Origin of the sequence: Xanthomonas sp. LMG 12459 (genome assembly GCF_009192905.1) — a bacterium.
Classification (GTDB): domain Bacteria; phylum Pseudomonadota; class Gammaproteobacteria; order Xanthomonadales; family Xanthomonadaceae; genus Xanthomonas_A; species Xanthomonas_A sontii.
In genome coordinates this window covers 1-19,832 of the sequence record NZ_NSGT01000105.1, presented here as the reverse complement: position 1 = coordinate 19,832, position 19,832 = coordinate 1, and the positions used below count along the sequence as shown (strand labels likewise).

19 protein-coding genes are annotated in these 19,832 nt (G+C 67.4%); all 19 read right to left on the bottom strand.

The genetic code is table 11. The annotated features are described in order from the left end of the window. Positions 1–30: 30 nt before the first annotated feature. On the bottom strand, positions 31–3,555 hold the full coding sequence (locus tag CEK65_RS19385; RefSeq protein WP_152182702.1) for a glycosyltransferase: 3,525 nt from the start codon (positions 3,553–3,555) through the stop codon (positions 31–33). 620 nt (positions 3,556–4,175) lie between these two features. Next, the gene (locus tag CEK65_RS19380; RefSeq protein ID WP_152182701.1) at positions 4,176–5,699 is read right to left on the bottom strand and encodes an FkbM family methyltransferase; all 1,524 of its coding nucleotides are present in this window, start codon (positions 5,697–5,699) and stop codon (positions 4,176–4,178) included. Further along, on the bottom strand, positions 5,696–6,319 hold the full coding sequence (locus CEK65_RS19375) for a UDP-3-O-(3-hydroxymyristoyl)glucosamine N-acyltransferase (protein ID WP_017916423.1): 624 nt from the start codon (positions 6,317–6,319) through the stop codon (positions 5,696–5,698). The genes CEK65_RS19380 and CEK65_RS19375 overlap by 4 nt, the downstream gene beginning before the upstream one ends. Then, complete coding sequence (locus CEK65_RS19370; protein ID WP_026143713.1) at positions 6,309–7,454, bottom strand: aromatic ring-hydroxylating dioxygenase subunit alpha; 1,146 nt, start codon at positions 7,452–7,454, stop codon at positions 6,309–6,311. The genes CEK65_RS19375 and CEK65_RS19370 overlap by 11 nt, the downstream gene beginning before the upstream one ends. 14 nt (positions 7,455–7,468) lie before the next feature. Then, positions 7,469–8,110 (bottom strand): acetyltransferase, encoded by a 642-nt coding sequence (locus CEK65_RS19365; RefSeq protein WP_152182700.1) that lies wholly within the window; start codon positions 8,108–8,110, stop codon positions 7,469–7,471. Continuing rightward, positions 8,110–8,862 (bottom strand): SDR family oxidoreductase, encoded by a 753-nt coding sequence (locus CEK65_RS19360; RefSeq protein ID WP_017916426.1) that lies wholly within the window; start codon positions 8,860–8,862, stop codon positions 8,110–8,112. The genes CEK65_RS19365 and CEK65_RS19360 overlap by 1 nt, the downstream gene beginning before the upstream one ends. Further along, complete coding sequence (locus CEK65_RS19355; protein WP_152182699.1) at positions 8,859–9,632, bottom strand: SDR family oxidoreductase; 774 nt, start codon at positions 9,630–9,632, stop codon at positions 8,859–8,861. The genes CEK65_RS19360 and CEK65_RS19355 overlap by 4 nt, the downstream gene beginning before the upstream one ends. Further along, a complete protein-coding gene (locus tag CEK65_RS19350; protein ID WP_017916428.1) occupies positions 9,629–10,669 on the bottom strand; it encodes a ketoacyl-ACP synthase III in 1,041 nt (346 codons plus the stop codon). The genes CEK65_RS19355 and CEK65_RS19350 overlap by 4 nt, the downstream gene beginning before the upstream one ends. Position 10,670: 1 nt before the next feature. After that, positions 10,671–10,895: an acyl carrier protein gene (locus tag CEK65_RS19345; protein ID WP_152182698.1), complete on the bottom strand. Its 225-nt coding sequence runs from the start codon at positions 10,893–10,895 to the stop codon at positions 10,671–10,673. Beyond that, positions 10,892–12,076, bottom strand: coding sequence for a DegT/DnrJ/EryC1/StrS family aminotransferase (locus CEK65_RS19340; protein WP_152182697.1), 1,185 nt, complete (start codon positions 12,074–12,076; stop codon positions 10,892–10,894). The genes CEK65_RS19345 and CEK65_RS19340 overlap by 4 nt, the downstream gene beginning before the upstream one ends. 277 nt (positions 12,077–12,353) lie before the next feature. Beyond that, positions 12,354–13,838: a sigma-54 dependent transcriptional regulator gene (locus CEK65_RS19335; RefSeq protein WP_017908532.1), complete on the bottom strand. Its 1,485-nt coding sequence runs from the start codon at positions 13,836–13,838 to the stop codon at positions 12,354–12,356. Then, positions 13,835–14,218, bottom strand: a complete 384-nt coding sequence (locus CEK65_RS19330; protein WP_010341669.1) for a response regulator transcription factor — start codon at positions 14,216–14,218, stop codon at positions 13,835–13,837. Before CEK65_RS19330 ends, CEK65_RS19335 begins: the two co-directional genes overlap by 4 nt. A 15-nt stretch (positions 14,219–14,233) precedes the next feature. After that, positions 14,234–15,637, bottom strand: a complete 1,404-nt coding sequence (gene rpoN, locus CEK65_RS19325) for an RNA polymerase factor sigma-54 (RefSeq protein WP_152182696.1) — start codon at positions 15,635–15,637, stop codon at positions 14,234–14,236. A 267-nt stretch (positions 15,638–15,904) separates the two neighbouring features. Continuing rightward, on the bottom strand, positions 15,905–16,537 hold the full coding sequence (locus tag CEK65_RS19320; protein ID WP_017908534.1) for a response regulator transcription factor: 633 nt from the start codon (positions 16,535–16,537) through the stop codon (positions 15,905–15,907). Between the two features lie 91 nt (positions 16,538–16,628). After that, positions 16,629–17,207 (bottom strand): PilZ domain-containing protein, encoded by a 579-nt coding sequence (locus CEK65_RS19315; RefSeq protein WP_017916432.1) that lies wholly within the window; start codon positions 17,205–17,207, stop codon positions 16,629–16,631. Then, positions 17,204–17,503, bottom strand: a complete 300-nt coding sequence (locus tag CEK65_RS19310; RefSeq protein WP_150411152.1) for a hypothetical protein — start codon at positions 17,501–17,503, stop codon at positions 17,204–17,206. Before CEK65_RS19310 ends, CEK65_RS19315 begins: the two co-directional genes overlap by 4 nt. Further along, entirely contained in the window at positions 17,500–17,919 is a 420-nt protein-coding gene (fliS, locus tag CEK65_RS19305) for a flagellar export chaperone FliS (protein ID WP_010341674.1), read from the bottom strand. Before fliS ends, CEK65_RS19310 begins: the two co-directional genes overlap by 4 nt. 148 nt (positions 17,920–18,067) lie before the next feature. Continuing rightward, complete coding sequence (gene fliD / locus CEK65_RS19300) at positions 18,068–19,390, bottom strand: flagellar filament capping protein FliD (protein WP_017916434.1); 1,323 nt, start codon at positions 19,388–19,390, stop codon at positions 18,068–18,070. 198 nt (positions 19,391–19,588) lie between these two features. Continuing rightward, the coding region (locus CEK65_RS19295) for a flagellin (RefSeq protein ID WP_255424566.1) at positions 19,589–19,832 on the bottom strand (244 nt) is incomplete at its 5' end.

The window sequence follows — 19,832 nt, the reverse complement described above, 5'->3', positions numbered from 1 at the left end:
GGCGGCCTCACGGTGGACGAGGGGGCCGACTCAGTCCGGCAGCCAGGCCGCCCGCCACTCCTGCAGATTGGCGCCGTGCAGCAACCAGTCGCGCTGCACCGTCGCGCGCAGGGCAGTGCCGGCCGCAGTGCGCGCGTCGGCATCGGCCAGGTGCGCGCGGATCGCATTGACCCAGTCGCGAAAGCGGTTCTTGACCAGGGTGACCGGCAGCCCGCCGTCGCGGTAGGGCGGCAGGTCGCTGGCCACCACCGGGTAGCCGCAGGCGCCGTACTCGAGCAGGCGCAGGTTGCTCTTGCAGCGATTGAACAGGTTGTCTTCCAGCGGCGCCAGCGCCAGGTCCAGGCCCAGTGCGGCCAGCGCCTGCGGGTAGCGGGCGAAGTCCACGCCTGCGTGCACCTCGTGCACATGCCGGCGCAGCCGCTCCGGGCACAGGCCCATGAACACCCAGTGCACCTCGCCGGCCAGCGCCTGCACCACGTCGGCGATCAGTTCCAGGTCGCCGGTGTGGCTAAGCCCGCCGGCCCAGCCGACCCGTGGCTTGGCCGAGGCGGATGCCGCCTGCGGCGCCAGCGCGCCCCACAGTTGCGGCTCCAGCCGGTTGCGCACCACGCGGATGTCGCCGTGCAGGCCGGCCAGCGCCTCGGCCAGGTCCGGCGTGGAGACGGTGACCCGGTCCACCAGCGTGGCGGCGCGCCGCAGCGAGCGCAGCACGTCCTTGGGCATGTGCTCGCGATGCGCGCTCTTCAGCGGCAGGTTCGGCAGGTAGTCGTCCAGCTCGTAGACCATGAAGGCAGTGCCGAACCGGCGCATGCGCTCCATCCGCGCCAGTTCCGCGTCGCCGACCCGGCGCTGCAGCACCACCACGTCGGCGCCGATGCGCTGCAGCTCCACCGGATCGAGCAGGCGCGCGTAGTACAGGCCGTCGATCTGCGCGGCCGCGGCCAGCGCCTGGAATGGCTGGATCACCCGGTACTGGCCGCTGCCGAAGGTGTCGCCGGGATGGGCCAGCACCCGCGGCAGCGGTTTCCAGGCCAGCGGCTGCCAGGAGAATTCGGACTCGGTCAACTGGAAACCGCCGGGCTGGTCCAGGCCCAGGCTGGGCGAATACGCCGGATCCTGCGCCAGCGCCGGCAGCCAGCGCTGCAGCAGCGCCTCGTCGGCCAGCTCGCTGCGCGTGGCCGAGGCTGGTTGCAGCAGCAGCGCCTGCGGCGTCCACACGGTCCAGGCGCCCGTCGCCGCGGCGCGCAGGCACAGGTCCACGTCGGCGCCGCCGGCGGCGAAGCCGGCCGCGTCGAAGCCGGACAGGTGTTCGAACAGCGCCCGCCGCACCAGCAGGCAATGCGCCGACACCGCGCTGTAGCGGTGTGCCACCTGCAGCCGGCCCATGTAGCCCGGCTGCGCCATCGCCTCGCCGGCGAAGGCGTGGCCGGCGCCGGCCAGCAGGCCCGGCAGCAGGCCGGCATGGGTGATGCGGCCGTCGGCGGACACGCCCTTGGCGCCGACGATGCCGACTTCGGGCCGCTGCGCGTGGTTCATCAGCGCGTGCAGCCAGCCGTCCTGCACCGCGGCGCTGTCGGCGTCCAGGAACAAGAGGTACTCGCCCTGCGCCTGGGTGGCGGCGAGGTTGTGCGCCTCGGCCTGGCAGACCCGCTGTTCCAGCGCGAACACGCGGATGCGGCCGTTGCCCAACTCGGCCACGGCCTGCATCCACGCGGTGATCTCCGGGGCGTGGCTGGCGTTGTCCACCAGCAGCAGTTCGTAGGCCGGGTAGGCGGTCTGTTCGAGCAGGCTGACCACCGCGCGCTGCAGCGCCGGCAGATTGTCCTGCGCCAACAGCACGATCGAGACCGGCGGTTGCGCGGGGTGGCCGTAGTCGATGCGGAACAGGCCGCCCGGCAACGGCTCGACCGTGGCCTGCGGATAGCCGCGGGCCTGCAGGTGCGCGGCGATCGCGCGCTGGCGCGCCGGACCGCCGGCCTCGGCGCTGGCCGGCGTGGCGACCAGCAGCGGCTCGGGCAGGTGTGCGATGCCGTCGCCGCCGTCGCGCAGGAACAAACGCAGGATCAGCGCCAGCTCGCTGGCGCCGTCGTAGGCCGGATCGAAGCCGCCCAGCGCGTGCACCGCGGCGCGGCGGAACACCCAGTGCCCGGCGGTGGCCAGCGGATTGCCCAGCAGCAGGTCGAGGTCCGGGTCGGGCCGCAGCAGCGGCGCCAGGGTGTCCGCGTCCACGGCCAGCCATTCGTCCGCATACAGCGCGTTGCACTGCGGTTGCTGCGCCAGTTCCAGCAGCAGCCGCAGCAGGCCGCCGGCGTAGAACCGGGTGCCCGCGACCACGCGCAGGCACCAGTCGCTGGCCGGCGCCATCTCCAGTGCGGCGGACAGCGCCGCGGCATCGGCCGCGGCCGGAAGCGCTGGCAGGATCCGGACCCGCGGGTCGGGCCACGCGGGAAGGGGGGCTTCGCCCAGCACCAGCGCCTGCACCTGCGCGAACGGCGTGCCCTCCAGCAGCAGGCTGTCCAGCGTGGCGTCCAGCGCGGCACGGTCGGCGCCGCGTGCGTCGACCAGCACGGCGAGCCGCGGCGCGCCGCCGAGGGCGTCCAGGCGCGCGTCGAGAAGGTCGCGTTGCGCCGGCGTCACCGTCCGCCGCGCCTGCCAGTCGCGCAGCGTCGCCTGTACGCAGACCCGCGCGTAGGCGTCCTGGATCGCCTGCAGCAGGTCCACCGGCGTGCCGGGGCCGCCGCCCAGCGGCGTCACCGTGACCTGGCGGACGTCGCCATCGCCGCGGTACCAGCCCATCGCGCGCACGCCCTGGCGGAAGTTGGCATGCCCCTGGTCGCCGATGCCGGGCTGGTCGCGGCCGGCCTGGCTGTACTGTTCCTCCGACACCCGGAAGCGGGTCAGCGGCTTTGCCAGCAGCGCCAGGTGGCCGCGGTGCAGCAGCTTGGCGTACAGCGCCAGATCGCCGACCCAGTTGATGACCTTGCCGGCCAGCGTCATCAGCTCGTCGCCGATCTCCAGCAGGTCGCTGCGCCGGCATAGCACGCAGCTGGGCTCGCCGACGAAGTTGATGGTGTGGTCGGCCAGGAACGACAGCAGCTCCGGCCCGTCCAGCAGCACGTCGCCGGCGAACGGGAAGGCGGTGGCCGGGATGTCCTCCAGCGGCGCGCCGTGGCTGTCGATGCGCTGGCGGCGCGAGGACGCCAGCAGGACATTCGGTGCACTCTGCATCGCCGCGACCAGCGCGGCAACGCAGTCTGGCGCCAACACGTCGTCGTCGTGCAGGAACTTGACGTACTCGCCCTGGGCCAGGGCGATGCCGCGCGCGGTGCTGCCGAGTTCGCCCAGGCGGCTGGGGTTGCGTTCGTAGCGGATCGGGAACCGCGCCGAGCCACGCTTTCGCTCCACCACCTCGGCGATCGCCTCGGTGGGGTTGTCGTCGCAGATGACCAATTCCAGCGCCGGATAGGTCTGGGCCAGCACGCTGTCGAGCGCCTGCTCGAAGTAGCGGAGCTTGTAGGCCGGCATGACCACGCTGACCAGGGCGGGGGAACTCATGCGGAATTGACCGTGTTCGACTTGGAAAAGGGCGTCCACTGCATTGTTAGTGGTTTCTGCGTCATTCGGATACGGGCGTTGACGGGGCCGATCCGCTACAGGATGCAACATGCGTGCCGGGTCGTGGCCGACCGGTCCTCGCGGGATTTGGCGAGCATGCCCCACGCCAAGGGACGCCGTGCCGATCCGTGATCACGCGCCGCTTGCCGCCGCGTTGGCCGCGGTCGGTCGGATTCGGTCCCCTTGGATGCGCTCCCAGGGGAAAACACCCTGGCCGCGTCCTGACTGCTCGGCTGAAGCCGAGCCGGTCGGCGTGGCGAAGTTCGACCAGATACCTGGTGCATTCGGTTCCACACGCCCGCGGGCTGCCAGTCGCACAATCGGCGCCAGCCGTTCATGCCGCTGGCGTAGCCCAGTTTCTGCGGCCAGATCCCCCCAAGCGATGCTCGCGCGAAGCCCGTACACGATGCCACTGAGCGTGCTTTGGTCGTCTACTCGCGGCCAAGGCGGCACTTGCGGGATCGGGGGGGGGGGGCGCTTCCGCGGCGCTGAGCTGACTTCCTTGCGGTGAGCCCGGCGGTGGCTCAACAGACCTGTTCAAGGGGCACTGTTAGTCAATCTTAATCCGCCCAAGGCGGCGGCGCGGCTCCGGCGACGGGCGATGCATACAGAACAAGGTCGTAGTAGTGGGCGGGAGAGTGCTGGCGTAGTCGGAAGTGGTAGCCATCCACCAATTTATCCAGTTGCCCCACGACATCTAGCAAATCCTGGGCGTAGTGATATACGCAAATAGCCATGCGGGGACGCTGGGTATGGATGAGGCGAGATGCTCCTTCCAGTGCTTTGGCTTCAAATCCTTCGATGTCCAGCTTCAGCAACGTCAGTTTTTCAAGTTCGTCGTCTAGGCGCGTGGTGTATACGGAAATTTCGCCATCCTGCGACACATGGCTGGAGACGGTGCCGGTCTCCTTGAAGCGCAATGTTGTATGTTCGTTGGAGATGGCTTTGTTAATGGTCTGGAGATTGCGAGGTAAAAAAGGGAGGTCGCTGGCAACACCCTGCAGTTTCTGGAAGTTGATGCGATCGGGTTCGAAAGCGGCGATGCTTTCGTACTGATAGCGGGATGCATCCAGGAACTTGCGGACGATGGGGCCCTTGAAGGCGCCGCCATCGCAAAAATGTTCGCGCTTGCCCAGTTGAAAGGTGCTGCCATCGGCGAACGTGGAAAAGTATTCGTTGACCGGCGTGGCCCAGCATTCCCTCAGAAAGCTGGAATCGTAGGTCAGGCGGAACAATAGGTTGCTGTAGAGCGTAAAAATGCTCAATTCATCGTCCAGGCGATCCGCAAGACGCAGAAACTCGTCCAGGCGCAGAAGCGTGCGCTGACGGTACACCTGGGCAGGCTCGTAAACTGCAACTAGCCCACAGTGGGCAATCGCCAGGCAGGCGTCCACCCTTGCGATGCCTGCCTGTTCGCAGAGCTTGCGGGCCAAGCCAGATTCTTCCGGGCTGTAGGAGAAATCGATGGCCAGTGCATTGGTGTGGCGCGCCGCTTGTTCGACGAACTGGCGCCAACTCCAACGCGGCACGCCATGAACGGTGTCACCGTCGCCCGGCTTGTCGCCCACGGCGGCGATCACATGGGGAGAGTGTTGGACGATCTGGGGGGCATAGATGTTGCCAATGCCAGAGCGCGGTTGGATGAAAAAGAGGGGGCGCTGCTCAAAATTCGGGATCAGTGGATCCAGCGAAGGCGCAACGCTCAGCTGTTTGATGTGCGCGGTGACGCAGAGATTGCTGGCAAACGCACGGCCGCGCGGGCTACAAGAGAAATCGATGGCGACTGCATCGGGATACTGCCCAGCATTGGCAAGAAATTCTTGACTGCTCCAGCGCGGCGCGCCGTGAACGCTGTCCAGATGGGTGCTTTGGTCATCCACCGCGGCAACTACATGCCGCAGGTTGGCCACTACCCTGGGGCCGTGCACCATGCCTGCGTAGGACTGGGGAGCAACGAGGAAAGTAGGGCGGTTGGCAATCGTTGGCAGGCGCGCAATGACATCGTCGAGTGCGGGGCGCTCCTGCTCCCCGATACGGAGGATGCGCTGGCGAAGCTGTTCGTTTCTTGAGTGCATGACGGTCATCCGTCGTAAGTATGAATAGGGCTGTCATAGCGGGTGTCGAAATAGGTCTTGGCAGGCACGTCCTTGTCGTAGACACGTGGCCAGCCAAGTTCGCAGCTGCGGCCCACCTTGACGCCTGCGCGCACGATGGCGCCGGTACGCAGGATGCTGTTGCCGCCAATTTCGACGCCAGTGCCGATCTGAACACCATGCTCTATCCAGCATGAGGACTTGATGCGGCACGCCGGCCCAAGGTGCGCTCCGGCATGGATGACGGTGTTGTAGTCGATCCTGCAGCCGTGCCCGACGACAGCATTGGCACCTACGAACGCGTTGAGGCCGATGACCGTGTCCTCGCCGACGGCGGCGCTGGAGTGTATGAACGGCTCCAGCTTGAAGCCACGCTCCATTGCGGCCTGCATCAATTCCATGCGCTTGAAGTTGCCGAAGCGTTCGTCAAAGGCAGCGAAGATGGTCCCATCGGGTGGATTCAGCCCATCGAGCACACCCAGATCGAACGCGTGATCGGCATCCTGTGGCACGTCGATCCTGATGACCGTCTCGTCCGGACACGCCTCCTTCCAGGCGTGAAAGGCCAGGTCGAGGTATTCGCCGCCGCCGATGATCCACCTAAATTTCATGGTCGGTTTCCATCAGCATCGCGTACCAGCGTTCGACCAGGCGATTCAGGGATTCGTAGTCGCCCTGGGTGGGCAGTGGAGCATCTGCGTGCAGTGCGGACTGCACCCGCTCCATGATATCCACGTCTTCGCCCACCACTGCCTTGCTGCCGTGCATTTGTGCCAGTAACACCTGGCCGGAAAACCCATAAGGCCGCTTCTTGCGTGCGCTGAACCAATAGATTTCCAGGTCGGTCCTATCCGGCGCGATGGGGGTGTGGTACTCCAGCGTGAAGGAATGGCCGCCGTTCGCGCTGGCGATATGCAAGTTCGGGAAAGCCAACCAGTTGAAGTAGGCGTCCTGCTCGCCCCAGCGTTCCACTTTGTCGTGCCAGCCGAAGTGTCTAAGGTTGGGGATGGGGGCGTCAGCGCCGCCGAAGCTGAAACGGCGCATCTCGCGCCTCAAGCCCGCGGGCGACGTGTCTTGCAAGGTTTCCATGGACTCCTTGGCTTGTTCCTCGTCCACGTGGGGAACGAAGCTGACATTCTTGGCCAGTGTCCTGGGGTGGACGAAGCGCGGATGATTGGCATCCCGAAGGTTTTCGTAAGCGAGCTTCCAGTTGTACCGGCCAGGCCATGTGGTCACCATGACCTCGGTGTCATAAGCGTTGGAGCTATTTTCCAGCAAAGCGATGAAGTCCGGCGAGAACTGCTCCTCGATCGGCATCGGGTTAGGATCCAGGTTGACAAACAGCACGTTGCCAATGGCGTGCAGTGGGAATTCGCGGAGCTTGAGGTTGTTCTTTTCGCCATCATCCATACGATAGAGCGCGTCGCAGTCCGGGATGTTCTTCACCCGGCCTCGTTCGTCGTAACTCCATGCATGGTAAGGGCACACCAACGGGCGGCAACCGATCGCGCCGGCCTGGATCAGCGCGCTGCGGTGGAGACAAACGTTCTCGAACGCACGAATTTCACCATGGAAGTTCTGGATGACCAGGGGGACGCCGGCGATCTTGCGGGTGACGAAGTTGTTGTTCTCCGTCAGCAGGGTCTTCAGACCGGCGAACAGCCAAACCTTGCGAAAAATCTTGTTCTGCTCGCGGGCAAAAATCTCCGGTGACAGGTAGTACTTCGGGTGCATTCGCGAGCGCATGGGGAGCTGCCTGGTCAAATGTCTTTCTGGAACACGATTCGGGCAGGGTTGCCGAACACGCTGGCGCCGGCCGGTACGTCCTTCATGACCACCGCGCCGGCCCCGATGACCGCGCCGTCACCGACCTTGACGCCGGGCATCAGGGTGGCGCGCGGATGTACGGTGACGAAGTTGCCGATCTGGACGCCGCCGCCCATGAATGCCATTGCGCCAACGTGCACGTAGTCGCCGATGCTTACGTCGTGCCCGAGCATGCTCTGGGCGTGGATGGTGACGAAGTGGCCAATGCGCACGTCCGGCCCGGACTGTACCAGCAGGCCAAAGAAGCAGCCCTGGCCGAAGTGCACCCGTCTGCCCAGGCGGACGTCGGTCAGGATGGGAATGAACCGCCCGCCTTTCTCGAGAATCGGCAGCGCGTAGCGGTGGCGGTCGTAGGGGTTGCCCATCGCACAGACGAACACATCGTCAGGCTGTGGCTGGTAGCTCATCGGATCGCCGATGATCGGCGTGTCGATGTCGTAGCGGTCGAGGATGCCGGCGCGGCTGTCCAGGAACCCGCCGATCAGCCAGTCCTTGCCATGCCCGAGGTCGTCATGCATTTGCTCCAATACTTCGCGGCCCCAGCCACCGGCGCCGATGATGAGGGCCCGTTCCATCAGAGCACCGCTCCGCCGTCCATGACCAGGCTGGTGCCGGTAACCCAGCGGCTGGCGTCGGACAGCAAATAAACCGCGGCGTTGGCGACATCTTGCGGTGTGCCCAGACCCAGTGGGTGGCGCGCGCGTTGCTGGTTGAGCAGCGCGTTGAGCCCATCGTCCTCACCCCAAAGGCGCGGAGTGGGCACGGCCGATGGCGAAATGCCGTTGACTCTCATACGGTGCTTCGCCTGTTCCAACGCTAGGCACCGGATAATGCCCAGCAGGCCGGACTTCATCGCCGAATACGGTCCCACGCCGCGTGTCCCAATATGCGCGGAGGTGGACAGCATGAACACGATGGAGCCTTGCGCGTTAATGGCATTGGCTTGCAGCAGACGCTGCGTCAGCATGACCGGTGCCAGGAAATGAACCTGGTACATGCGCGTCATCAGTTCTTCCTTCAGCTGGCGGATCGGCGACAGCATCTGCCCGCCGAAGCAGTGCACGACGCCGTCGACGCGCCGGCTGGCTTGCACCAGGCGCTCCTGGTCCTCCGACACGGTCAGGTCGGCCTGCACCTGCACATGCCCGTCGCCGGCCAGTTGCGCATGGGTTTGCTGGAGACGTTCGGGATCGCGACCGCTGATGACCAGGCGCGCGCCGCGTCGTGCGCAGGTCAGTGCGATTTCCTGGCCAAGGCCGGACGATGCGCCGGTGACCAGGATGGTCTTGCCACTTAGGGAAAAGGCTCTGCGCGTCGGATTGCTCATGCGTAGATATCCATCGGCACGGTGAGGCCGCCATCTACGAGGAAGTAGTTGCGGGTGACCCAGCGGCTGGCGTCGGACAGATAAAAGACCGCCGCGTAAGCTACATCTTCAGGTTCACCCAGTCCCAGCGGGGTCAGTTTGGCGTGCTCGTCGATGTTGCCGCCGCTCTGCTTGAGACCCTCTAGCATGGGGGTGCGCACGTAACCCGGCACGATGCAGTTGGCGCGGATACAGTGCTTGGCCACTTCCAGCGCCAGAGTGCGCATTGCGCCGAGCAGGGCTGCCTTGCTGGCCGAGTAGGCGGCGGTGGCCACAGGACCGATGTGCGAGCCCACCGCCGAGATGAACAGGATCGAGCCATTGGCGTTGATGCGTTTCTTCGCCAGCAAGCCGCGCGTCAGCAGCAGCGGCGCATACACATTGCTGGCGAAGGTTTCGTCCAGATGCGCTCGGTTCATCAGCCGGAACGGTGCCAGCCGGGCGATTCCGGCCGCGTGCGCGACGCCATCCAGGACGCCGACCGAGGTCGCCAAGCGGTCGATGTCTTCCTGCCTGTCCAGATTGGCGATGACCTGCGCGTGTCCTGCGCCTTGCAATGCGGCGAAGGTCTCGGCCAGGCGGGCCTCGTCGCGACCGCTGACGACGAGTTGCGCGCCCATCTCCGCGCAGCTCAGCGCGATCTGCCGTCCGATGCCCGACGAGGCACCGGTGATCAGGATGCGTTTGCCATGAAGCGCGAACGGGTCGCTTGGATCGATGTCGGCACTCACGACTCGATCAACTCCGGAAACACCGCACCCTCGATGTCGATCAGGCAGGTGCCCCACGACAGGCCGATGCCGAAACCGCACAGCAGCACGCGCTTGCGGCCCGCTTCCAGTTCCTTGTTTATGCGCGCGGTCATGGTGACCGGCAGCGAGGCGCCGCTGGTGTTGCCGAAATCGTGCAGGGTGGAGGGCACCTTTTCCGGCGGCAGGCCGAGCTTCTTGCGTATGGTCTCGTTGATCATCCGGTTGGCCTGGTGGAACACGAAGTAATCGACCTCGTCCTTGGATACGCCACTGTAGTCGAGCAGCTTCTGCACCGCCGGCGGCACCCGCTGGGTGGAGAAGCTCAGCACCGCCACGCCGTCCAGCTGCAGGTCCACGCCACGGTGCCAGTGGTCGTTCTCGTCGGCGCGATATGGGATCAGGTGCTGCACCCCGACCGGCTCGCGATGGCCGCCGACCGGCAGGATGATCGCGCGATAGCCGCTGCCGTCGCTGTTGAGGTCGAAATGCATCGGCGCCGCGTCGGCGCTGAACTCCAGCGCGGTGGCGGTGCCGGAATCGGAGAAGATCGGATCGTCGAAGGTGGCGCTGCGGTCGCCCACCAGCAGCAGGCCTTTCTTGACCCCGCCGGCGGCGATCATCGAGCCGAGCAGGTTGATGCCGAACGGGTAGGCCGAGCAGCCCAGGTTGACGTCGAACGCCACTGTGGCGTGCGACAGGCCCAGGCGGTCCTGCAGGATGATCGCCGTGGCCGGGATCGGATAGTCCGGCGACTGGGTGACCACGATCAGCGCATCGACCTCCTCGCGCTGCCACTGCAGGCGCTCCAGCAGCACCTGCGCCGCGTCGAAGGCCAGGTCGGAAAAGCACTGCCAGTCCGCGGCCATGCGCCGGGTGTGGATGCCGATGTTGCGCACCAGCCGCTCGCGTTCGGAGCGGATCTGCGGCCGGCAATCGGTGAGGTTGGAGACGACGCGCCTGGGCACGCAGGTCGCCATGCCGGCGAAGCGCACGTTGTGCAACGTGGAGGTCGGCATGCTATGCCTCGGTCAGCTGATAGAGATCGCCCAGGGTGACCACGGCGGCCAGGTGCTCGCCGGTGATGGTCTTGCCGTACTCCATGTCGAACATCACGATCACGCCCAGCGCGGCCAGCGAATCCCATTCCGGCAGTTCGCGCAGCACCGTATCCATGTTCACCTCGACCGGATTCTGAAAATCGGTCGCGGACAGGAAATTCTCGATAAACGTCTCTTGGCTCATGCTGCGGGTTCCACGGGTTGGGCGAAGGAGGGAGGGGCGGTGATGCTAGCGGAAGAGGAAGGGCGCGCGGGCATGACGCCGCCCGCCGCGGCGATCAGGTCGACGATGGCGTCCACCTGCTCGGCCGCCAGTCCGGGAAAGATCGGCAGGCACAGCACGCGCTCGGCCATCTGCCGCGCCACCGGCAGGCCGGCCGGGGCCGAGGAGGGCAGGCCGCGGTACATCGGGAAGTCGCTGATCAGTGGGTAGAAATAGCGGCGCACCAGAATGTCGTGGCCGCGCAGCAGCCGGTGCAGTTCATCGCGCACCAGCGGGAAGGCGTCCTCGACCAGGATCGGGAACGAGGCGTAGTTGGACAGTCCCGGTTCCCGCGGCGCCAGGCAGCGGATCCCCGGCACCTGCGCCAGGCGCCGACGGTACTGCGCGTCGATCGCCCCGCGCTGCGCCAGTGCGTCGTCGATGTGCTGCAGTTGCAGCAGCCCGAAGGCGGCGTTGATCTCGCTCATCTTGCCGTTGATGCCGGTGGCCACCACCGTGGTCTCGTCGACGAAGCCGAAGTTCTTCAGGCGGCTGATGCGCTGGTAGGTCTTGGCGTCCGGGCAGACGATGGCGCCGCCCTCGAAGGTATTGAACACCTTGGTGGCGTGGAAGCTGAGCACGCTGAGGTCGCCGTGGCGCAGGATCGAGCCGCCGGCGTCCTTGACCCCGAACGCATGCGCGGCGTCGTAGATGACCTTGAGGTTGTAGGTATCGGCGATGCGCTCGATCGCGGCGGTGTCGCAAGGCGTGCCATAGCAGTGCACCGGCATGATCGCGGTGGTGTGCGGGGTGATCGCCGCCTCGATCTTGAGCGGATCCAGGTTCATGGTCTGCGGATCGATGTCCACGAACACCGGCTTGATGCCGCGCCACAGCAGCGAATGCGCGGTGGCGACGAACGAGTATGGCGTGGTGATCACCTCGCCGGTGATGCGCAGCGCCTGCAGCGCGGTCAGCAGCGCCAGGGTGCCGTTGGTCAGCAGCGCCAGGTGGTTGACCCCCAGATATTCGGCCAGCGCCTTCTCCAGTGCGCGGTGCATGTCGCCGCCGTTGGTCAGGATGCGGCTGCGCCAGATCTGCTCCAGGTAGGGGACGAACGCCTCCAGGGGCGGCAGCAGCGGACTGGTGACGGGGATGGACATGGGACCTGCCTGGCGACGGGTGGAAGTCCCCGGTGCGGAACGTGCCGCCCGGTGCTGTGGAAACGTGAAGCAAGCCACATGCCAAAGGTGCCTGTCCACTGTCGGCGGTGCCGATCGGGATGCGGTGCAGGCGAAACCTGGCTTGGCCGCCGCGAGCGCGCGCGCTGCGACAGCGCCCGCGTCGGGTCGGCAGGTGGCGGGGAAAGGGAAGAGGGCGTGGCGTTCCGAGGGACAAGGGGCGCGTCGGGTGCGGCCGCACCCGACGCCGTGCGCCGGCTCAGCTCGCCAGTTCGGTCTGGTCGCGGTCGATGCCGTACTTGCGCAGCTTCTCGACCAGGGTGGTGCGCCGCAGGCCCAGCAGTTGCGCCGCATGCGCAACCACGCCCTGGGTGCGCTCCAGCGCCTCGTTGATCAGCGCCAGCTCGATGTTGGCCATGTGCCCGCGCAGGTCCAGGCCGCTTTCCGGCAGCGTCGCCGCGGCCTGGGCCGGCGCATCCGCGTCCGTCCCCGGCTTGCCGCCGACGTGCAGGTCGACCACGTTGGGTACCCGCCGCGGATCGGTTGCGATCGGCGCCGGCGGGGCCGAGACGTCGATGGAGGAAGCAAAGTCGCCGCGGTAGCGTGCCGGCAGGTCCTGCACCCGCACCAGGCCGCCCGGGTGCAGCACCGCCAGGCGCTCGACCAGATTGGTCAGCTCGCGCACGTTGCCCGGCCACTCGTAGCTGCGCAGCGCCTGCAAGGCCTCTTCGGAGAAGCGCACTTCGCCGCGCCCGGTCCGCGCCAGTTGCGCGGCGATGGTGTGCACCAGCGCCGGCAGGTCGTCGCTGCGTTCGCGCAGCGCCGGCATCTCGATCGGAAACACGTTGAGCCGGTAGAACAGGTCCTCGCGGAACTGATTGCCGGCGATGCGTTCTTCCAGGTTGCGGTGGGTCGCGGCGATCACCCGCACGTTGCAGCGGATCGTGACGTTGCCGCCGACCCGCTCGAAGCTGCGCTCCTGCAGGACGCGCAACAACTTGACCTGCATCGGCAGGCTCATGTCGCCGATCTCGTCGAGCAGCAGGGTGCCGCCCTCGGCCATCTCGAAACGGCCCTTGCGCGCGCTCAGCGCGCCGGTGAACGAACCCTTTTCATGGCCGAACAGTTCGCTTTCCAGCAGATCCGGCGGGATTGCGCCGCAGTTGATCGCCACGAACGGACCGTCGCGGCGCGGCGACTGCTGGTGGATCGCCCGCGCCACCACTTCCTTGCCGGTGCCGGACTCGCCCAGCACCAGCACGGTGGTGTCGAAGGCGGCGACCTGGTCGATCAGCCGGCGCAGGCGGGTCACCGCGGCGCTGGTGCCGGTCGGGCCGTTGTCCTGCGCGGCGCCGGCCTGGTGCTCGGCGTCCAGCCGCTTGAGGCTGGCGCGGCGCAGCAGGGTTTCCAGTTGCGCGTGGCGCAGCGGCGCTTCCAGCTGCCACACGTTGGCTTCGTGCAGGCCATGGCGCTGCGCAAAGGCCTGCGCATCGCCGTTGAGCAGCAGCACCGGCGGCGGCAGCGAGCTGCGCGCCACCCAGCCGAAGAAGGCATCGGCCTGGTCCTGGTCGTCGAGCCCGCCGACCAGAATCGCCATCCACTCGGTCTGCCGATGCCGGCCGGGCTGGACGTCGGCCACGTCGGTCACCCAGCGCGGGTTGAGGTCCATGAATTCGAGCAGGCTGACGGTCCGCTCCGCGCGCACCGCGTCGTCATCGATCACCAGGATCCGCGATTCGCTCATGCCGGCACTCCTTCGGTCCGAAGTCCCTCCAGGATCGGCATCACTTCCTGGATGTAGGACAGCTTGCTGACGAAGTTGTCGGCGCCGGCACGCATGGCGTGCTCGCGGTGCTCGGCATCGTCGAAATGGCTGGCGATCACGATGTAGGGCGCCTGATCCTGGGTCTTGATCAGGCGCGTGGCCTGCAGACCGCCCATCTCGGGCATGGCCAGGTCCATCAGCACCACCTGCGGGCGCAGCGACTCGGACCGCTCGATGGCCTCCAGGCCATTGGCGGCGCTGCCGATCACTTCCATCCAGTCGAGCTTGCGGAAGTGGCGCATGGCGGCGTTGATGAAACCTTCGTGGTCGTCGACCAGAAGCACGGACAGTTTGTTCATATGCGTCGTTTTTCCTTAGCCCGCACGGGCCAGCAGCGGTTTGCTGCCGCGGCGGCGTTCGCGTGCGGGAGCGATGTCCAATTGTTCACGATACTTGGCGACTGTGCGCCGTGCCACGTTTACGCCCTGTCGCGACAGCAGCCCGGCGATGGCCTCGTCGGCCAGCGGCCGCCCCGCCGGCTCGGATTCGATCAGGCGCCGGACCATGGCGCGGACCGCCTGGCCGGACACCGCCGCGCCTTCCAGGCGCACGGCGAAGAAGTGCTTCAGCTCGAACGTGCCGCGCGGGGTCTGCAGGTACTTGCCGGTGGTGATGCGGGAAATGGTCGACTCGTGCATGCCGATCGCCTCTGCCACTTCCTTGAGGGTCAGCGGCGCCATCGCTTCCTCGCCCTTGACCAGGAACGCCGACTGGCGCTCGACGATGGCGCGGGTGGTGCGCAGCAGGGTCTCGTAGCGCATCGACAGGCCGCGGGTCAGCCAGCGCGCTTCCTGCAGCATTTCGCGCAGCGGTTGCGCGGCGTCGCCGGCCTCGGCCAGGGCGCGCTCGTGCATCGGGTTGACGGTGACGCGGTGGGTGGTGGCCGGGTTCAGCGCCACCCGCCAGGTGCCGTCGGCATGCCAGGCCACCACGTCCGGCAGCACATGGCCCAGATCCTGCGGCTGCAGGCTGTCGCCGGGCCGCGGCTGCAGCGACAGGATCAGCCGCACCGCCTCGCGCACGTCGTCGGTCTCGGCGTCGAGCTGGCGGCCGAGCAGGGCGTAGTCGTGGCTGGCGAGCAGGTCGAGGTCGCCGGCGAGGATGCGCGCGGCGAGGTGGCGGCCGGGCACGCGGCCGGGCAGGTCGCTCAGCTGCGCCTGCAGGCACTCGCGCAGGTCGCAGGCGCCGAGGCCGCCCGGGTCGCCGTGCAGCAGGCGCTGGCGGACCGCCTCGGCCTGCGCCACCGACAGGCCTAGCCGGGCGCTGGCCAGTTGTTGCAGGGTGGCCAGCGCGCCGTCCAGGTAGCCGGCATCGTCGCAGTGTTCCAGCCAGAACGCGGCCGCCGCCAGTTCCGCCGCCGGCAGTTCCAGGGCCAGCCGCTGCAGCACGCGCAGGTGCGGATCGGTCGACTCGCCCGCCGCGATGCGCTGCATGCGGTCGTCTTCGCCGTCGTTCCAGCCGGCGGCCGGGATGTCCCACATCGAGGATTCGGGCAGTTCGTCGAATGCCGCGGTTTCCAGCGCCGCATCCTCGTGCTTCACCACCGGCTCGATCACGCCCTCGGGCTCTTCCAGCTCGAGCAATGGATTGGTCTCCAGTGCGCGGCGGATTTCCAGTTCCAGTTGCATGCCATCGAGCTGCAGCAGCCGGATCGACTGCAGCAGTTGCGGGGTCAGATGCAGTTGCTGGCCCAGTTGGGCGGAAACGGTCGGCTTCATGCGGACTTCCTCGGTTCGGCGCCAACCCTCTGGCGCCCGTGGAACGCATAGTGCTTGTCGCCCGACGGTAACAGAATCGGGGGGTTCCTGAGTAGGGTAGTCAAATTCCCGACAGCGTGTCAGGAATTTCCCGACATGCGGCGCGTGGGCGCCGGACAGTCGACGGCGTAATGCCTGATGCAGCGGGGTCCGGCGGAAGCGTCACGCCTGCTGACCGATTAAGGCAAGCGCCATGCCAATGTCCCGTGTCGGGATGCCGTCCCCAGTTCAGCTCAGCTCGCCCTGGTGGCGTGCGGCCAGCAGGACCAGATCGTTGGCGCGGCGGCAGCCCAGCGATTCCATCATCCGCGCGCGGTGGGTCTCGACGGTCTTGACGCTGATGCCCAGGTCCGAGGCGATTTCCTTGTTGCTCTGGCCGCGGCCGATCTGGCGCAGGATCTCGCGCTGCCGCGGCGACAGTGCGGCGATGCCGACCGGGCGCTCGCGGCCGAGCATCGGCGCGATCATCTTGGAGGAGATCTGCGGGCTCAGGAACACCTGGTTGGCGCTGGCCGCGCGCAATGCCAGCTCCAGCTCCAGCGGGGCGGCGTCCTTGACCACGAAGCCGGTGGCGCCGCGGTCCAGCGCATCGCGCACATGCACCGGGTCGTCGTGCATCGACATCATCACCACCCGGGTCTTGGGCGAGCTGTGCAGCACGTCGGTGAGCGCGTCCAGGCCGCTGCGCCCCGGCAGGGACAGGTCCATCAGCACCAGGTCGGGGCGGTGCAGGGTGGCCAGGTCCACGGCCTGTTGCGCGTTGCTGGCCTCGGCGACCACGTCGACGTCCGCAAACGTCTGCAGCAGCCGGCTCAGGCCGGCGCGTACCAGGGTGTGATCGTCGACGATGATGACTCGCACGGTGCAGGTCCTTCTATTCAGAGCCGCACATTAGCCGAGCCGCCCGCCGCCGCCAACCTCGCCGCGACGGTCCGGGGGGCGGTGTGCCGGCTCAGCGCGCGCGCCGGCTGTCGGCGATCTGCCGGCGGTGCAGCCGGAACAGGTGGCGTTCCAGGGCCTCTTCCAGGCCCGGCGGCTGTGTCTCGAACCGTAGCCAAAGTTGCACGACGCCCGCGGTGGCGGCCTCGGCCAGCACCCGCACAGGCAGTTCCAGGTGGTCCGGGAGCCAGTCCGAGGGCTGCAGGCGCAGCAGGCCGGCGGCGCCGGCGGTGGCGCCCGAGCGCGCGCCCAACTCCAGCCGCACGCCCCGGCGCGACCAGCACAGCGGCCGCAGCGGCAGGGCATCCTCGTGCTGGCGGGCCAGCCGGCCCAGCAGCACCAGCATCAGGTCGAGCTTGGCCTCCATCCGCTGGGTCTGCGCGGTGGACTCGCTGCGGTCGTCGCTGCCGTCCTCGCCGCGCAGATCCTCGATCTGCGCCAGGCTGCGCAACAGCGCTTCGCCGGCGGCGAGCCGGCCGGCGCCGTTGCCCAGGCGGAAATCCGCCGGCAGCGCCAGTTCGCAACTGAGGGTGTCGTGGAACAGCTCGGCGTCGGCCGGGTGCTGCGCCGCGCCGTCCGAGCCGGTGTTCATCCCAGCAGTCCGGCCTGCGAGTAGAGCCGCGCGGCGTGGCTGGACTGGCGGCTGCTGCGCAGCCAGGCCGCGGCATGGTCGCGCTCCATGCGCATCTGCGCGGTCACCGCCTGCTGCAGGGCCAGCAACGGCTTCAACGCCTCGCGCGAGCGGTCTGCGCCGTCCTGCTGCAGATACGCCTGCAGGTGCCGCGCGTGGTCGGCGACCATGGCCTGGGCCAGCGCGTAGTCGTCGCCACGCAGGACCTCGCGCAACTCGTGCAGGTCGTTGTGCAGGTCGGCGAGCTGGATGCTCACGACGCGTTCGCCGTGGCCAGTTCGCGCTGCTGCGCGGGAATGGCGGCCCAGGCCGCGTCGATCTCGCTGAGCAGTTCCAGCGCTTCGGTCAGCGCGGCGTCGTCGTTGTGCAGGTTGGCTTCGGTCAGCCGGTGCATCACGTAGTCGTAGAGCGCCGACAGATTGCCGGCGATCTCGCCGCCGGCCTCGTGGTCGAGCGAGCCGTTGAGATGGCCGACGATGGCGCAGGCCTCGCCGATCGCCTTGCCCTTGCGTGCCTGGTCGCCCTGCGCGAGGCAGGCCTGGGCCTGGCGGATGCGCTGGCAGGCGCCGGCGAACAGCATGGCGACCAGCTTGTGCGGATCGGCATCGGTGACGCTGGTGGAAATGCCCATCTTGCGATATTGCTCGGCGTACTGGCGGCTGGAACCGTACATGGAAAACTCCTCGGGTGGATCGGCTGGCCTCCGCGCCGCGCCGGTGAGCGGCGACGCTGCGGTTGCTGCGGCCAATCCGTAATGACTGTCGATACTCTTTCTATCGGCCGCCACGCGTCTCGACTTGAGCCGCGCGGCCGCCTGTGCGTCATTTGAACTGCTTGGCCAAACCGTCGCTCACGCTCTGCATCTGCGTCACCAGCGTCTCCATCGCCGTGAAGCGCGCGGTGTACTGGTCGCTCAGCGCTTGCATGCGCTTGTCGAGATCGCCGAGTTGGTCGGTCAGGTCGGCGATGTGCTTGTTGATCGCGTCGGTCCGCTGGGTCAGCGTGCCGCTGGTGCTGTCCAGGTTGCTCTTCAGCAGCGTGCTCATGCCGGTACCGAAACTGCCGTTGTTGCCGAGCAGGGTCTTGGCCGCCGACGGATCGGCGGCCGCCGCGGTGTCGAACTTGGCGCTGTCGAAGCTCATCACCCCGTCCTTGTCGATGGTCACGCCCATCGCCATCAGGCCGCTCACGTTGTCGCTGACCAGCCGGCGCAGCGACTGCTGCAGGCCGCGCACCATCGCATCGCCGGTCATCGGCGAGGCCTTCTTGTTGGTGGCGTCGTAGGCGCTGGACGACTTGAGCACGCTGTTGGCGGAGTTGTAGGCGCTGACCAGGGCAGTCAGATTGGCCTTCAGCGGGGTGTTGTCGTTGGTGATGTTGAGATTGAAGCTGGTGCCGGCCACCGCCTTGGTGAGATTGATCGCCACGCCGGGTACCAGATCGGCGATGGTGTTGCTGCTGGAGGTGCGCTGGAAGCCGTCCACCTTCACCACCGCGTCGGCGGCGGCGATGGTCTGGGTCAGCCCGCCGTTGTTGCCGGGCGGGTAGGTGAGCTTGGCCAGGCCGCCGTCGCCGCCGGACGTGGTGATGGTCAGGGCGCCCTTGGTGCCGGTGTCGACCGCGTTGAGCACCAGATGGTCGCCATCGTCGGCGGTGACCACGCTGGCGGTCACGCCGGCACCGTTGGCGGCCTTGTTGATGAAGGCGGCCACGTCGCTGAGCTTGCTGCCGGCATCGACGTTGATGTTGAGCGTGGTGCTGCCATAGGCGATGGTCAGGGTGCCGCCACCGACGACGGCGCCGCTGGCATAGGCCGACGAGGTCAGTTTCTGCGACTGCGCCAGTTTCACCACCTCGATGCCGTATTTGCCGGCGTTGGCGCTGGAGGTCACGGTGGCGGTATAGCCGGCGCCGTCGTCGATGGTCGCCTTGTAGGCGCCCTTGTCGGCGCTGTCGGACACCGTGCTCATCGCCGTCTGCAGGTTGGACAGCGCGCTCTTGATCGTGCTCAAGGACGACAGTTGCGCGCTGGAAGCGGTACCGTCGCGGTTGATCCGGTCTTCCTGCGGCTGGCGTTCCTTCGCCACCAGTTTGGCGACGAAGCTGGGAATGTCCAGGCCTGAGCCGATTCCAGTGGTGGACATGGTGGCGGTCCTTGAGGTGGCCGGCACGCGGTGCGCCAGCGGCTGAGGGGAGTATCGGCGCGCGGGAGCGCTTCTTGAGCGGCGCCTGCGCGTTGCGACGGCTCCCCGTGCCATGCAAATCCTGTGCCGCATCCAGGGCGTCAAAAAAAGGCCCCTCCTTGCGGAGGGGCCCCGTGGTGCGTTGCGGTGCGTCCGTGCTTAGCCCTGGAGCAGGCTCAGCACGCTCTGCGGCGCCTGCTTGGCCTGAGCCAGCATGGCGGTGCCGGCCTGCTGCAGGATCTGCGTGCGGGTCAGCTCGGCGGTTTCCTTGGCGTAGTCGGTGTCGCGGATGCGGCTGCGCGAGGCCGACAGGTTCTCCGAGGTGGAGCTCAGGTTGGCGATGGTGGAGGTGAAGCGGTTCTGGATCGCACCCATGTCCGCGCGCGAGGAGTTCACCGAGGTC